This is a genomic window from Aureispira sp. CCB-E, assembly GCF_031326345.1.
Taxonomy (GTDB): domain Bacteria; phylum Bacteroidota; class Bacteroidia; order Chitinophagales; family Saprospiraceae; genus Aureispira.
This window is the reverse complement of the sequence record NZ_CP133671.1, coordinates 3,749,079-3,764,139: the sequence shown is the minus strand read 5'-3', so window position 1 is coordinate 3,764,139 and position 15,061 is coordinate 3,749,079. Positions and strand designations below refer to the sequence as shown.

General features: G+C 36.9%; 9 protein-coding genes and 2 pseudogenes. 1 reads left to right on the top strand and 10 read right to left on the bottom strand.

Going from position 1 to position 15,061, the window contains the following annotated elements; all coding sequences use genetic code 11:
* Positions 1-37 precede the first annotated feature (37 nt).
* From QP953_RS14640 to argH, 3 genes are all read right to left on the bottom strand, one after another.
* Positions 38-1,753: an ABC transporter substrate-binding protein gene (locus QP953_RS14640; protein ID WP_309551528.1), complete on the bottom strand. Its 1,716-nt coding sequence runs from the start codon at positions 1,751-1,753 to the stop codon at positions 38-40.
* Positions 1,754-2,111: 358 nt separating this feature from the next.
* Complete coding sequence (locus QP953_RS14635) at positions 2,112-3,074, bottom strand: amidohydrolase family protein (protein ID WP_309551526.1); 963 nt, start codon at positions 3,072-3,074, stop codon at positions 2,112-2,114.
* A 172-nt stretch (positions 3,075-3,246) separates the two neighbouring features.
* A complete protein-coding gene (gene argH / locus QP953_RS14630; protein WP_052598868.1) occupies positions 3,247-4,581 on the bottom strand; it encodes an argininosuccinate lyase in 1,335 nt (444 codons plus the stop codon).
* A 268-nt stretch (positions 4,582-4,849) separates the two neighbouring features.
* Between argH and QP953_RS14625 the strand changes: the two genes are divergently transcribed.
* Positions 4,850-6,016, top strand: coding sequence for a hypothetical protein (locus QP953_RS14625; RefSeq protein ID WP_309551524.1), 1,167 nt, complete (start codon positions 4,850-4,852; stop codon positions 6,014-6,016).
* 100 nt (positions 6,017-6,116) lie between these two features.
* Here the strand turns inward: QP953_RS14625 and QP953_RS14620 are convergent, their stop codons facing one another.
* From QP953_RS14620 to QP953_RS14595, 7 genes and pseudogenes are all read right to left on the bottom strand, one after another.
* Positions 6,117-6,668, bottom strand: coding sequence for a hypothetical protein (locus QP953_RS14620; protein WP_309551523.1), 552 nt, complete (start codon positions 6,666-6,668; stop codon positions 6,117-6,119).
* A gap of 422 nt (positions 6,669-7,090) precedes the next feature.
* Entirely contained in the window at positions 7,091-7,681 is a 591-nt protein-coding gene (locus QP953_RS14615; protein WP_309551522.1) for an FKBP-type peptidyl-prolyl cis-trans isomerase, read from the bottom strand.
* 135 nt (positions 7,682-7,816) lie between these two features.
* Entirely contained in the window at positions 7,817-9,631 is a 1,815-nt protein-coding gene (locus QP953_RS14610) for an FKBP-type peptidyl-prolyl cis-trans isomerase (RefSeq protein ID WP_052598872.1), read from the bottom strand.
* 109 nt (positions 9,632-9,740) lie between these two features.
* Positions 9,741-10,226, bottom strand: a complete 486-nt coding sequence (locus tag QP953_RS14605; protein ID WP_309551521.1) for an FKBP-type peptidyl-prolyl cis-trans isomerase — start codon at positions 10,224-10,226, stop codon at positions 9,741-9,743.
* Positions 10,227-10,332: 106 nt separating this feature from the next.
* Positions 10,333-10,602 (bottom strand): annotated as a pseudogene (locus QP953_RS28615) (FKBP-type peptidyl-prolyl cis-trans isomerase); the annotation flags it as partial.
* Positions 10,603-10,647: 45 nt separating this feature from the next.
* Positions 10,648-11,412 (bottom strand): annotated as a pseudogene (locus tag QP953_RS28610) (FKBP-type peptidyl-prolyl cis-trans isomerase); the annotation flags it as partial.
* Positions 11,413-11,939: 527 nt separating this feature from the next.
* Positions 11,940-15,059 (bottom strand): T9SS type A sorting domain-containing protein, encoded by a 3,120-nt coding sequence (locus QP953_RS14595; protein ID WP_309551518.1) that lies wholly within the window; start codon positions 15,057-15,059, stop codon positions 11,940-11,942.
* Between the last annotated feature and the right edge of the window lie 2 nt (positions 15,060-15,061).

The following is a 15,061-nucleotide window of genomic DNA, read 5'->3' as shown; positions in this document are numbered from 1 at the left end:
TCCAATTGCCCTATTTTAATTACTTTTCGTAGTTCAATTATTTCTGTTGAAACCAACGCACCACAAAACCGGGGCTAACAGGACCTAGTTCAGGATAATCAAACCCTTTTCGAATCATGATTAACTGATTGGGCACTACTAGAAACACATAAGGATGTTCTGCCACAATCTCCTCTTGCAATTCGAGGTACAACTCTTTTCTACGCTGTTCATCCAAAGTGACTAAGATTTCATCAATCATTCGATCTGTTCTAGCGTTGCCAAAACCTACCCGATTTCCACCGCCATCAACATCAGAAGACGTGTGCCACACATTCTTTAAATCATCAGAACCCGGTGTATTTACCCAAGCTAAAGCGATAATATCGAAGTTTCTTTCATTGGCAGTTGCCAACAGATCCGCAAAATCAATGGGGTACAAATCCATCTTTATCCCAATCTCTGCCAAGCTAGTTTTTAGCATCTCGCCAATCGCTTTGCGAACCACATTTCCTTTGTTGTAGTTATATTTCAAACGCAACTTTACTTGCTTGCCATCAATTTTTTTATCTAAAATATCATCTCCATCAGAATCTTTCCAGCCCGCTTTTGCCAATAGTTCTTTTGCTTTATCCAGATCATATGTCACACCTTTTATATTAATATTGTAGTGCATTCGATGGGGTGAAATTGGCGTTTTGGCTTTCATTGCAGCACCACCGAACAATTCATTGACAATTCTATCTTGGTCTACAGCACAAGCAATTGCCTCCCTTACCCTTTTGTCTGATAACTTTGGATTTCTAGAATTAAATGCCAAATAATGATACGCAAATTGAGAAGGATCGTGAAACTCTGTCATTTTCAAATAAGCCTCATCTTCCTTAGCTTCCTTAAAACGCTTCGGAGGAACATTTCTAATAATATCCAACTCCCCCTTTTCGAATTTAGAAAATGCCCATCCTATAGAGGAAATGATGTGGTAATTAATTTTGCTGGGATAAGCTTTTAAGTATTTATTATCCACTTGGTCACCCCACCAATCTTTTTTTCGCTCCAAGCTTATCAAATCCCCAGTGGACCATTCTACCAATCGATAAGGACCGCAACCAACAACAAAACCTTCTTCACTCGAATATTTGGCAGAATTAAAATCATCAGCAAATTCATTCACGGCTTCACTATATGCCTTTCGTTTATCATCCAATTCGGGAATTGAAATTCCACGCAATACTTTTTTAGCATCATAAACGTACTCTGGCAAAATGTGAAACGAGTTGCCACTAATTGCCTCCGCCATAAACATCACTTTTTTGGAATAAATGGTAAACTTTTTAGGATCAGAGGGGTCAACCTCTACGTCTGCAATAAATTCTGCTCTCAAGCGTCTACCTCCACTTTCTACCTTCTGATGCTTTAATGCTTTGATTGTGAACAAATAGTCGTTCCCTGTCACTGGACTCCCATTGTCCCACACTGCTTTGGGGTGGATTTCATAGCTTAGAGACATTCCACCTTTATATTTCCCTTTATCTAGAGTTTTGATAATTGGTCTGCGAACTGCCAAAGCTGGTTCTAGCTGAAAACTTTCTCGATTGAACTCCAGTAAACGACAAAACAAATTATCCTCAATATTCTCCGCATTGGCGGCTTTTGAAGTCAGTGGGTTCAATCCATCGGGGTCACCTGATTCGTGAACATTGATGGTAAAGTCCTTTTGCCCCAAAACAGGAAAACAAAACAACGCAATTAAAAGGGTTATTACGTATTGCATTTAGTTAAAAATTTAGTTAGAAAATATCATATTAAGCTGCCAACAATGTGCCGACCAACTCTTTCCTTATAAGCATTCAAACTAGTTTTGAAACTCTTGTATGGAATAAGAGAAACATCGCACAAAGCAATCCAGCACTCTTTCTTTATCAAAGAAATATCCAAAAATTAAGAAAAAGCTTGCTTCACACAAAAATAAAAGATAAGTTCTTATTAATCAAGGATAAAAAATCAAAAAAAACTCCTTTACAGTAATCCCTATTTATTTTTAGAGCGTCAAACTTTGGCCACAGCTAAAAAAAAGCTGCTTGAATGAAAGGTCATTCAAGCAGCTTAGAATTTTATCTTAAAAGGCTTTACTATTTCTCAATTCCCAAAACCTTCAAACCATTTTCAGTAGCGATTTTCACTAAATTATCAACATCATAGTAATGACATGCTTCTAACATCACACGCATTTCTGTCCACAAATCAGCATCAGAGAACGGCTTGTAGATATCACAAATATTATCTGTACCAAAAGCAACGGTTAAACCAGCTGGAACCATCTCATCTACTGGAGTAATTGAGTTGTGGCTTACTTGCAAACGCTCTGTACGGTTGTGGTCGATCCATGCCGTAGGACAAGAAATAATGTGCATATCCGCTTCACGACACAACTCATATACTTTGTGACGATATTTTTTAGGATGTGCCGCCAAAGAAATACAGTGGATAGCTGAAACTTTTCCTTGCATACCATGCTCAATTGTTTTGCGTGCCAATTGCTCTGTTTCCTTTTCTTCGTCCGTATTAAACTGATCAACATGTACGTGTACCAACTTTCCATGCTCTTTAGCAGAAGACATTAAAATATCTAAATGCTCCTCTTCACGACCAAAATCTTTTGCTGGCAAACCACCCACAATGTCCACAAAGTCCAAAGACATATCAAACCAATAACGAGCCTTAGGATCAATTACTCCTTTTAGTACCTGACAAGCAAAACGCATTTCAATGTCTTTACCGTAAGTTTCACGCAATTTGTGTGCAGCTTTGATCGCTTTGTCCTCTATCTTCTCATCTACATCTATAAATGTACCCATCGCCTGTGTGCCTTGCTCCAATAAAACTTCAGTAGCTTTACACATACGTCTATAAATATCATCTACGGTTGCTGCCTTTTTCATTTCATCAACCAAATGCCATTTCTCTTTTAAGTAAGAATAAGAATAATTAAAATTATCCTCATTTAACGTGTAAGCTCTGTCCAAATGTGCATGTGTGTTTACCCATCCACCATTGGCTTTGATTTTGTCAAGAATTAACTGTTTTGGATTCATTGTTCTATAGATTATATGAAATTATTTTTAATAGAATTGAACTATAATTGTGCCGCAAAGTTAAAATTTTGTTTTGTAAAAGCACGAAATTCAACAAGGGAAATAAATAATATTTTGCCAAGTCAAAGCTATTCTCTCAAAATCAAAAACTTTGCATTTTGTTCTTTTTTAATTATTCGCCTAACAAATTAGCTAAAGCAGTATCCATTTTATCAAAAGAAAACTCAGCGACAACAGCATTCATCATTGCCGTAATTTTGTCGTTACACAAGTTCCCCATACTACCTTCGTGTGTGTGTTGCAAATCCATAATTGGTTCAAAATTTCCTGCTTCAATATCCAAACCAACTTGTTTGTAAGCATCTCTAAAAGAAGTTCCATTTAGTACCATGTCATTAACAACATCAACACTAAAAATATACTTGTACTTTTCATCGTGAATGGCACTGTCGTTCACAATAATATTTTCCAACATGTACTTACTGATGTACAAACAACTTTTCATGTTTTCAAAAACAGGTAAGAAACTCTCTTTGATAATTTGTAAATCTCTATGGTATCCCGAAGCCAAGTTGGTGGTAATCATGGCAATTTCGATTGGCAGTGCAATCATTTTATTGCAACGTGCTCGAATTAATTCAAATACATCAGGGTTCTTTTTGTGTGGCATAATACTAGAACCTGTTGTTAAGTGATCAGGGAATTTTACAAAAGCAAAATTTTGGCTGTTGTACAAACAAATATCTTGCGCCAACTTGCTCAATGTGCTTGCTACAGAAGACAAAGCTTGCGCAACAGAGCGCTCTGTTTTTCCACGCCCCATTTGAGCATAAACCACATTGTAGTTCAAATCGTCAAACCCTAATAAGTTTGTCGTCATCGTACGATTTAGCGGGAATGAAGAACCATAACCAGCAGCAGACCCCAAAGGATTTTTATTTGTAATACGATACGCTGCCAACAATGTGTGCATGTCGTCTACCAAACTTTCTGCATATGCTCCAAACCACAATCCAAATGAAGAAGGCATGGCTACTTGATAGTGTGTGTATCCTGGGATTTTAATGTCCTTGTATTGATTACTTAACGTAATCAACTGTTCAAATAAAGGGACAATCAATTCTACTACTTCACGCAACTCCGTACGAGTAAACAACTTTAAATCCACCAAAACTTGATCATTTCTAGAACGACCACTGTGAATTTTTTTACCCACATCGCCCAACCGTTGTGTCAAAATCAACTCCACCTGAGAATGTACATCTTCTACCCCATCCTCGATTTCAAAATTTCCAGCTAAAACTTCCTTATAAAGTCCTCTCAATTCCTTTACCAACGCATCCAACTCTTCTTTTGTCAACAAATCAATACTTTCAAGCATTGTAATATGCGCCAAAGTACCTGTAATGTCATGTTTTGCTAACAAAACATCCAATTCACGATCTTTTCCTACTGTGAATCGTTCAATTTCTTTGTTAATAGCTCCTTCTTTTTGCCAAAGTTTCATGCCTACTAAGTTTATCTTTTTTGAATAAGGTTCGAAATTGACCGCAAAGCTAACGCATTCAATCCAAATAACCAAGTAAGCAAATTTGAAGATTTATTTTTTCTTGTTTTAATGAACGATTCTTGTATACTCTCTCCGCAGCAACTTAAGTTGCTTTTGAACCAACTTCTGGACAGCCTAATTCTCAATAACTGCTATTGTTGCTTTTATTTTTTTACAAGGACGCTCATCTCTTGCAAAAGCACTAGAAATAAATTATTTTTAAACCATGAGTTTTACAAAACAAGAAATCACACAACTAAGCAACCTCCTATTATCACCTGAAGATACCAATAAAAGTATTGCTTTAGGTCTCATTCAAAACAGTCCACAAGTTGTCAATCAATTGCAAATTCCTTTGACAATTGTCGCTTATTTATCCAATGACAACCAAGCGCATATAGAAGGCTTGGCACACGATTTACTGATTCAAAATTTGCCCGAAGCTTGTGTTAGAGATTTACAAGATCAAATCTTAATTCTGAATTATGCTCAATACAAGTTTAAAGTTGTTGAAGGTTGGAACACCTATAAAAATCCACTTCGTTTGCTGTTAGAACTACATGAAAATGCGATAGAGAAGTATATGCCCTTTTTTCGTATCAATCCAGCTCCTTATGCTAAGATATACACACTTTTGGCCAATAGAATTAAAAATGAGTGGAATAATTATCAGAAAGTGCTCTTTTTTTATGAAAAGGCAATGGAACTAGATCCTGACAACACGCAAGCTTCTTTTGGTTTTGCTTCTATTGTACACACACACTATATCAAAAAAGGACAACGCTTGGAAGATGTTGATCGAGTGCTTAACTATTACATTCGTTCTTATAAAACACCTCGGAATATCGTTTCATATAGAAATGCGGCTTTATTGTGTCAAGATATTGGCGCTATTCAACGGGCGGTTCATTATTATGAAGAAGGTTTAAAACTCTGTCCTGATGATACTATTTTGCTTAATAATTATGCGAATCTTTTGATGCACCCGATTCGAGATTATCACAAAGCGCAAGCGTTTGCAGCTAGAGGGCTTGATATTCTGCCACATGATCCGAGTTTGTTGGATACGATGGCTAATATTCAAATGTACGGTTTTAGAAACTACGAAAAGGCAGAACAACTTTTTTTTAAAGTCATTCAAAAAGGAGACGAACACCACTATTCTTTTACAGGATTAGGAGACCTTTATCTTAGAATGCAAGATTATGACAAGGCAGAAAAATATTATTTAAAAGGCTTGCACAACGGACTCCAATATACTTCTAGAGAAATTCATGAAATTACATTAAAGTTAAAAAAGATTGTCCGTTTCTATGCCCACTATTTAAACGATTCTTTGAGAGCAGAACATTATTATCACAAATTAGTGCGACTAAAAAACAAAACACATTAAGTCACGGTAAAACAAACCTCCATTTTGAATAACGCTACAAAACGAATTTGATGCTTACACCTCTGTGAGCCTTGTCAAGAAATCTAAGCATCAAATTCGATTAGTTTTCCTTGTTTATTTTTGCGGATAAGGCGGCTTCTGCGGCATCAAACTTCTCTTGAGTTACCCTAAGTTTTTCTTTGATGTCATAAATTTCTCGTGTATTCTCTATCGTACTTTCGCTCTGATTTTCTTTGAGTCTCTTGACCCAATTTTCGATAGCTTCCACCAAGTTTTGAGATAAGACAGCCACTTCTAAAGCATATGATTGATACCTTATTGAGGGAACAATTTCCGTTACATTTTTTAATTTTTTGATGGCTGCTTCATTGCTTTCTTTAGCCATTTCGTACATTCGGTCTAATTCTACAAAATTAACTTCATAAGTATAATTGCCACCAGTGAGAATTGCTATATCCTCATCAAACTGTTTGATGTACTTTTCATAAGAAGTATCCTCCCGTTTAATAATGTTCTCAATTTTCTTTTTGTAAGTAATCAATGCTTCTTCGGTAGGCTCTCCTTTCGAGTTGGTATCATCAATTTTAGTATTTTCATTACCACAAGCCACCAAAAATAGGATGAGCGCCGAACAGATAATTTGTAATTTCATAACTTCTTATTTATTAACACTTCGTGGATTCATAAAAACATAAAAAGCCACGAAATACTGTGTGTTACTGTATTATTTTAGCGAGTTGTTTTTTGTGCAGCATTCTTATTAATAGTAGTTCGTTGATTAGTTCGCTACGCTCATGAGGGCGCAAGCTTAGTTTTTTACTTTTTTACCAAAAAGATAAAAAAGCACATTTATATTAGTTTAGCTTCGCTGCTACTTCGTGGTACTTCGTGAGTGCTGCGCAGTTGATAATCAAAATTTTAACACAAAACACAACAAGGGAACAACTTGCTAATTATCAAGCTAATAAAGTTTAGCTGCGCTGCTACTGCGTGGTTTCAACGAACTATTGTATTAAAAAAAATAGGAGTTATCCCCTAAAGAACAACTCCTAATATCATTGAACGCTTATTTTCTTAGCGTGTAATTTGCAATAACTCCAAATCAAAAATCAAAGTAGCATTTCCAGGAATATCATTTCCTGCTCCTCTTGCCCCATAACCTAGGTTAGAAGGAATGTACAATCTCCATTTAGAACCAACAGGCATAATTTGTAAAGCTTCTTGCCATCCTTTGATTAAACCGTTAACAGGGAAAGTAGCTGGTTGTCCTCTTTTGTAAGAAGAATCAAAGATTTTACCTGTCAACAATTTACCTTCGTAGTGAGCAACTACTTTTTCGTGAATTTTAGGGATAGCACCATCGCCTTCCGTCAAAATCTCATATTGTAAGCCCGAAGCAGTTGTAACAACACCTTCACGAGCACCATTTTCAGCCATAAAATTAGCCTCTTCTTCACCAGCTTTCATAGCCATTTTAGCAGCTGACTCTTGTAGAAACATTTGAGCTGTATAGTTTGCTTCTTCCTCTGTCATTTCCAACTCTCCACCTTTCAATACATCCACAAGACCTTTACCCAATGCATCAAAATCCAAACCTTCCACATCTACTTGCCCTACTAAATTATTTCCCAACAAAATTCCTAAACTATAACTTTGCTCTCTCATTATTGTCTTTTTTTTAAAATTTATAATTTGTAATATCTACAAGTCACAAAGGTAAAAATATTAATTTATAATCAAAAATATAGCCTCTGAACTGTCGCCAATAAGTATAAAATGCCGCTTAGACATTAGAATAAACTAGTTTATTTTAATCAACTCTACGTCGAAAATTAAAGTTGAGCCAGGACCTATGGTTGCTCCCATCGCTCTATTGCCATAAGCTAATTTGGCTGGAATAAAAAATCGATACTTTGCCCCTACAGGCATCAAAGGAATTCCTGCTTGCCAACCTTCTATAACACCATTTAATGGGAAAGTAGCTGGTTCGCCACGCTCCACAGAGCTGTCAAATACAGTTCCGTCAATCAATGTACCATGATAATGTGTTGTAACTTTATCTTGTAAAGTAGCTCGAATCTCATCTTTTGCTCCTTCTTTTAAAACCATATACTGCATCCCATTTTCCATCTGAACAACACCCTCTTTTTTGGCATTTTCTGCCATAAATTTCTCACCAGCAGCAATATTAGCCATCGCTTCGGCTTGTTGTTCTGTTTCCATACGCTCTTTAAACGCTTGTTGCTTAGGTTCAAAGTAAGTCTTCAAAAAGCCATTCATTTCTTCATCTGAAAACTGAGAATCTTCTCCTTTTAGTGCCGTAGAGTATCCTACTCCTACAGCATTAAAATCAAATTCCGTAGAAATGGCTCCAATTTGTGTAGCAATTCCTGCCGCAGAAGAAAAACCAATTCCAAAAGCAATTTTCTTAGCCGCTTCTACATCTTTGGTTGGCTCTCCTGCTTCCATTCTTGCTTTCAACAAACTTTCTACAACGGCTACATCTTGTTGCGCTGCATCAAATCCTTTGGCAAAACCTTGCACAAATTGATTGGGACTTTTTTCGTCTGCACTAAAGTTAACTCTCTCAAGGCTTTTCCCAATCATGTAACCATAAGAGTAACTCATTTTACTTTTGGCGTTGCTGGTTGCAGGGTCTTCTTCTTTGATATCAATCAATTCAACATCAAAAATCAACACAGAATTAGGAGGTATAGAAGCAGGACTATTTTCACCATAGCCCAAAGCAGCAGGAACAAACAAGCGGTAACGGCTTCCTTTTTTCATCAATTGAATGCCTTCTTGCCAGCCTTGAATTACAGCATTTAGAGGGAATACAGCAGGCTGACCTCTTTCAATAGAACTGTCGAATACTCGTCCGTCCATTAATGTTCCTGTATAATGTGTAACAACCTGACTCTTTAAGGTTGGGTATTCTCCTTCACCTTCTTTGATCACTTGATATTGCAAGCCTGAAGCGGTTGTCTGAATATTTTCCTTTTTAGCATTTTCTTCCAAAAACTTTTGTCCCAATGCCAAATTTTGAGCCGCTTCTTCTTTTCTTTTTGCCAACATCTTTTCTTGCATGGCAGTTTGTTTCTCTTGAAAATAAGCATTCAACTTATCATTCCTTTCCGTTTCTGTAAACTTAGAATCCTTGCCCTTTGTGAAATCCATGTACCCTTTTTTGATGCAGCCATAATGAAAATCTGAGCTAGGTAGTTCTAACATAACCATCATATTCGCAATGGCATTATATCCTAAGTGATAAGCCGTTTTTTTTCCCTCTTCTTCTGTTTTAGCGGGTGTTTCGCTGTTTAATCGTTCCTCTAAGTGGCGATTGGTTTCTGCTAACTTAGCAGTATCTGCTTTCAAACCGTCTTTCAATCCTTTTAGCACTTCCTTTGCTGCCATTTCATTCGCTTCAAAGCTTGATTTTTCTTTTAAATCTTTGGCAAAGCTATATCCATAAGAGTAGCTAAATTCTTTGATAAGAACTGCTGGACTTGGCTTTTTAGTTGTTTGTTTCGTAGAATCCGCCTTCGGTTCTTGGGCTAATAAACTTCCCACTAAACCAAGGATAAAAAAGCCAATCCATCCCAATTTATTCTTCATATTCTGTGTATTGTTTTATTAGGCAGCCTTTTTTAATACAATAATAAATTAGCTGCTTATTTTCTGATAAGTGTTTCTATTGTTTAATACTCCGTTAGTTGTTTAGAGGTTATCTAAAACTAAGTAGCTCTACTTCAAAAATGAGTGTAGAACCAGGAGGAATAGCAGGCGAAGGAGAACGCATTCCATAAGCTAATTCTTGTGGAATGTAAAAACGGTATTTTGCCCCCGAAGACATCAACGGAATTCCTTCTTGCCAGCCTTTGATCACACCATTTAATGGAAACTCTATTGGTTCGCCTCGCTCTACAGAACTATCGAATACAGTTCCATCAATTAAGGTTCCATGATAATGAGTTTTCACTTTTGAAGACAACACAGGTTGATCACCACTCCCCTCTACAAGCACTTCATATTGCAGTCCAGAAGCAGTTGTCACCACATTCTCCCTTTGAGCATTTTTTTTCAAAAACTGTTGTCCGTCAACAATTGCCTTCGCCGCAGCCTCTTTTTGGCGTTGCATACTTTTCGACATCCACATACCAACAATGACAATCAAAACAACGACAACACCAACTACCAATACTTTATTCATAATAATTTTATTTCTATTATTTCCTTTTTTTACAACGAACACTGCCAAAAAAATTACCAACCGAACCTAAATAGTTCGATTGGCAATGTTAACTATGTAAAAAGATTTACTTAGGATTAATCTCAAATAATTCTACGTCAAAAATCAGAGTAGAACCACCCTTTATCTTTGCCCCTGCACCTTGATTGCCATATGCTAAATTAGCAGGGATAAACAAACGGTACTTTGCTCCAGGAGACATCAATGGAATGCCTTCTTGCCAACCTCTAATCACCTGATTAACACCAAAAACTGCTGGCGTACCACGATCTACAGAACTATCAAATACAGTTCCATCAATCAGGGTTCCATGATAATGAACTTTGACACGATCAGTCAAGCTAGGCTTAGGACCATCTCCTTTTACAATTACTAAATACTGCAAACCACTTGGCAAGGTAACCACTCCTTCTTTTTTTCCATTTTCTTCCAAGAACGCTTTTCCTTCTGCTAAATTTTTCTCAAGTGCTGCTTTGGCAGGATCTACTGTAATATCTAATAATTCCACTTCAAAAATCAAGGTGGCACCTGCTGGAATTTTTGGAGACGGAGATTGTAAGCCATATGCCAATTCTTGAGGAATGTAAAAACGATATTTGGCTCCTACAGACATCAACGGAATGCCTTCTTGCCAACCTTTTATCACACCACTTAACGGAAATTCTATTGGTTCGCCACGATCTACAGAACTATCAAAAACACTTCCATCAATCAAAGTTCCGTGATAATGTGTCTTTACTTTATCAGTCGCTTTGGGTTTAGGTCCTGTTGCTGGTTTGATAACTTCATACTGCATACCATTTGCCATTGTAATAACCCCTTCTTTTTTGGCATTTTCTTCCATAAATTTCTTACCAGCCTCAATATTCTCGGCAGCCTCAGCTTCTTTTTTAGCTTTTAATTTGGTTTGATATTCCTTGTTTTTAGGCTCAAAATAGGCTTGCAATACAGCATTCATTTCTTCTTCACTCATTTTTAAAGTTTCACCTGCCTCTGCTGCTACAAATGCTTTTTTCATAACTTTAAAATCAAAATCAGATAGAGGAATGTCTACTTCAGTAGCCAAACCTCCGATAGCACTTAATCCCAAATTAAAGGCAATCTCTCCAGCTGCTTTGTCATCAGCAGATACTGTTTTCGTTTGCATCCTTGATTGTAAGACACTTTGTGCCTTTTGAAAAGCTTCTTTATTACCTTTCGTTCCTTCTTTTATTCCTTCAATAAATTTATCTGGATTTTTTTCTGCTTCGCTCAAGCCCATTCTAGTTATACCTTTAGAAATCATAGCTCCATAAGCATAACTACGATTTTCTACGGCTTCTTTTTTATTTTCTTTAGGAGCTTCCTGTGCAAATAAACCTGTTGTCAAAAACAAGAACGCTGAAAAGCATACCATCCAGTATGATGTTTTCATAATCATTACTATTGTTAAGTTTTAATAATTAATAGGATAATTGGTAATTCCTCTACTATTTTTCAGAGGATAAAAATACATATTCGTAACACAACTAACGAAAACAATGCCATCTATCTTTGAAATTGTCTGGTAATAGACAAAAAAACAGAGCAAAACAGGACTGCTTTGCTCTATTTAAATAAATGTTAACACTTCTTCTAAATGTATTGCAACCAAAGTTTTTAGGACTTCTTATCACATTCCATTTAGAAAAAATTTTATTCCTTGATAACTTTATTATAAAGAAGATTATCTCCAGACTTAAATAGAATAATATACATTCCATTCGGTTGGTCACTTAGATTAATATCGACTTTCTCTGTAGAATTTTTCAACGATTCAAAAATCACTTTTCCTGTTAAATCAATGACTTGCAAAGAGTAATATTCATCTATATCATCAAGATCTACCCCTACGGTAAAATGACCGTCACTAGGATTAGGATATGTCTTGATACCTAAATCTGCTGATTCTTTGATTTCAAGTGCTTCTTGGGGACTCGCTCCATTTGAGTTGTCTAGTCGTTTAAAGCTATTTCCTGGTTTGTCACAACGATGAATAAATGCATGAAAAACAGAATTTGGTTTCGCTTTAAAACCTGGCTTCAAATGCACAAAAGAACCTGCCCGATAACGAACATCTAGAGTTGGGCTTACGACTGCCGTAGAATTAATATGATAGATAGCCTCTAAATATTCATCAGAAGTATATACACCACTTTCATTAAAACTTAAATCATCAGGACAATGCAATTCATGTTCCCATACTCCTCTTCCTACAAAACTCATGCGTATTCGATTAATATCATAGGCAATTTCCATACCTGAGGCTCTAACATAAGGAAGGTTGGTTCCAAATCGTTGCCAATAATCTCCTGATGCAATCAAATTGTTATTGATATAAAAAGCTCCCACTCTAGTCGCAAAATACATTCCTCCATTGGAGCCTTGCTCAATAGATAGCACCTCATGAGATGTGTTGCTTCCTTGGCTACTAGTAGGCGGCAAATTAAACGTGTAATCGGTACAATTCGCACCTGTACTACAATTTACTAAAGCAGGATTGGTATAATCCATCTTAAAAAGAATCTTTTCACCACAACCATTGTTATTAAAAACAGGACCACTACTCAACCCTGTTGTATATACAACATAGACAATTTCAGGGTTTTCGGGATCGACTTCTATATCCGCAATCCAAGAATTGACCAAAGGAATGGGAAGCTGTTCCCAAGAATTAATAATAGTAGTAGCATCTTCGTTTATTTGTTTGGTTCTAAACAATCTCCAAACACTTGGACTATTTGCTGGCTGTTCTAAAATTGTAACATACAGATAATTATCATTACTTCGTGCTTCTTCTATTTCTGTAACGTGCCACCCAGGTGTAATCCCTGCCAAATCTGGATGACTGTGAAAATCTGTAATAGGATGATAGGTGTCGCCATGATCAAATGAGCGTCTGATATTGGCTCCTGAAATACCTGAAACAGTATTTCGATAAGCCCAAAAAATCGTCTTAGGATCATGTGCATGCTGTCCCATACTGGCCGTCCAGCCAGAACCACTTGCTTGATAACTAAACGTATTTGCTGCACCTCCATCATCTGAATAAGCCTGTTTACCACCTTGAGTATTCACCCAAACGTGCTTAGGATCTGTTCGATCTACCATAGGTGTTACGCCATCGCCTCCATAAACATGGTGCCACTCTGGATCCCAACCATTGTAATGCCCTGTCGTGGTAATAGATGAACCATCATGATAAGTTGCAATAACCAGTTTAGAAGCATCGGTTCGAGCAGTCATCATATCCATTATTTCTGCTACTCCAAGCCCATCCGTTTTGGTTTCCCAATTCACTCCTTTATTAAGTGACCTCGCGACCCCACCATGATTACACATCCAAACTTCGTTTGGATTGGTTGGATGACTGACAAAATCCTCTAAGTCTACATGGTACTCGAATTTATTAGCACTACCAGAGGTATAAGTACTAACACTTCCATTATCATATACTTTGTAACGATCTCCATTAGAATAATAAATTAAGTTTTCATCAAAAGGAGAAATTCCAAAGGTATGCCCAGAACCAAAATTAATAGTTGAACTTGGAGTTAATGTTGTCCAAATATTTGTATTAACATTATATCTATGAATCCCATAAGGAGGCGCTCCCGCATACAAAAGTGTCACAATATCTCTATTTGCCTTCGTCATTTCAATCGTTAAATGAACTAGGTTATCAATACTAGACGGTGTTACGACTTCAGACCATGTTGCTCCACCATCATTAGATTTCATTAGCCTCCAAACATATTTTTTTATTAGCTCTCCGCTAACTGTTTTTGTTCCATAAAAACGCACACTAGCATATAAATCCTGTATAGAACTTCCTGGACTAGAGGGATTGATTGGTCTAAATTCTAAATCGTGAACTCGATGATCTAGACCTGAAAAATCAAACGTAGGATACGCACTTGTTACAGAAACTGGGGCAGTAATATTCAAACGTGTCCAAGTCACACTTGCCGATAAAACATTCGTACTTTTGTACAATCCATACTGTGTATTGGTGTAAGCAATATTGGGGTCAATTAGATCGAATTTCACGCCAAACAAAGCATTATACAACCAGTTTAACTGCAATTGACTTCCTATTCTTTCCCAAGTGGCTCCTTGATCTACTGTTCGATAAATTCCCCCTGTATATCCTATTACTCCCCCTTCTCCGTTATTATTATCGACAGAAGTCGCCAACCAAATATTGGGATTAGAAGGATGAATATCCGCAGAACTACACCCTGGTTGTGGCCACTTGTCACTTCCCGATTGCAACCAATCATTTCCACCATTGGTAGAGTAAAACAAACCTCCAGAAAGTGAAGCCACTAACATTACTAGTGGATTAGAAGGCGCAAAAATCAATTGTTCGGTTGGTCCAATTCCATCCGCTGTTCCTCCATTAGAGGGATCTTCAAAGGGACCTACAGGTTGTTCGGTTGGTCCAATTTCTAACCAAGGGTTGGAGTTAATGACATTGGGATTACAATTGGGATTCGTTTGGAACATTTTTTTCTCATATTCAAAATATTGCCTAAAACTACCGTGTGTTGCCACTCTAGGTTCCCATTTTTCTTTCCATCGTTGAAATCGATTGTACTCACTCCCCTCACCCTCTAATTGTCTAGGTGGTAGTCCTGCAAAATATCGCTCTTTCTCTTCTACAATTTCAAAATACGTCTTGGTTCTCATATCATCTACTGAGACAACCTGTGCCGAAGCAAACCATGGAGTGACACAGCATAGAAGCAAGACAGCTTTTTTTAATATGTCCATTG

Bases quoted from the DNA above. Each gene is read 5' to 3' on its own strand.
- QP953_RS14640 (WP_309551528.1), bottom strand. From the start codon at position 1,753: ATGCAATACGTAATAACCCTTTTAATTGCGTTGTTTTGTTTTCCTGTT.
- QP953_RS14615 (WP_309551522.1), bottom strand. From the start codon at position 7,681: ATGAGAGAGCAAAGTTATAGTTTAGGAATTTTGTTGGGAAATAATTTA.
- QP953_RS14610 (WP_052598872.1), bottom strand. From the start codon at position 9,631: ATGAAGAATAAATTGGGATGGATTGGCTTTTTTATCCTTGGTTTAGTG.
- QP953_RS14620 (WP_309551523.1), bottom strand. From the start codon at position 6,668: ATGAAATTACAAATTATCTGTTCGGCGCTCATCCTATTTTTGGTGGCT.
- argH (WP_052598868.1), bottom strand. From the start codon at position 4,581: ATGAAACTTTGGCAAAAAGAAGGAGCTATTAACAAAGAAATTGAACGA.
- QP953_RS14635 (WP_309551526.1), bottom strand. From the start codon at position 3,074: ATGAATCCAAAACAGTTAATTCTTGACAAAATCAAAGCCAATGGTGGA.
- QP953_RS14605 (WP_309551521.1), bottom strand. From the start codon at position 10,226: ATGAATAAAGTATTGGTAGTTGGTGTTGTCGTTGTTTTGATTGTCATT.
- QP953_RS14595 (WP_309551518.1), bottom strand. From the start codon at position 15,059: ATGGACATATTAAAAAAAGCTGTCTTGCTTCTATGCTGTGTCACTCCA.
- QP953_RS14625 (WP_309551524.1), top strand. From the start codon at position 4,850: ATGAGTTTTACAAAACAAGAAATCACACAACTAAGCAACCTCCTATTA.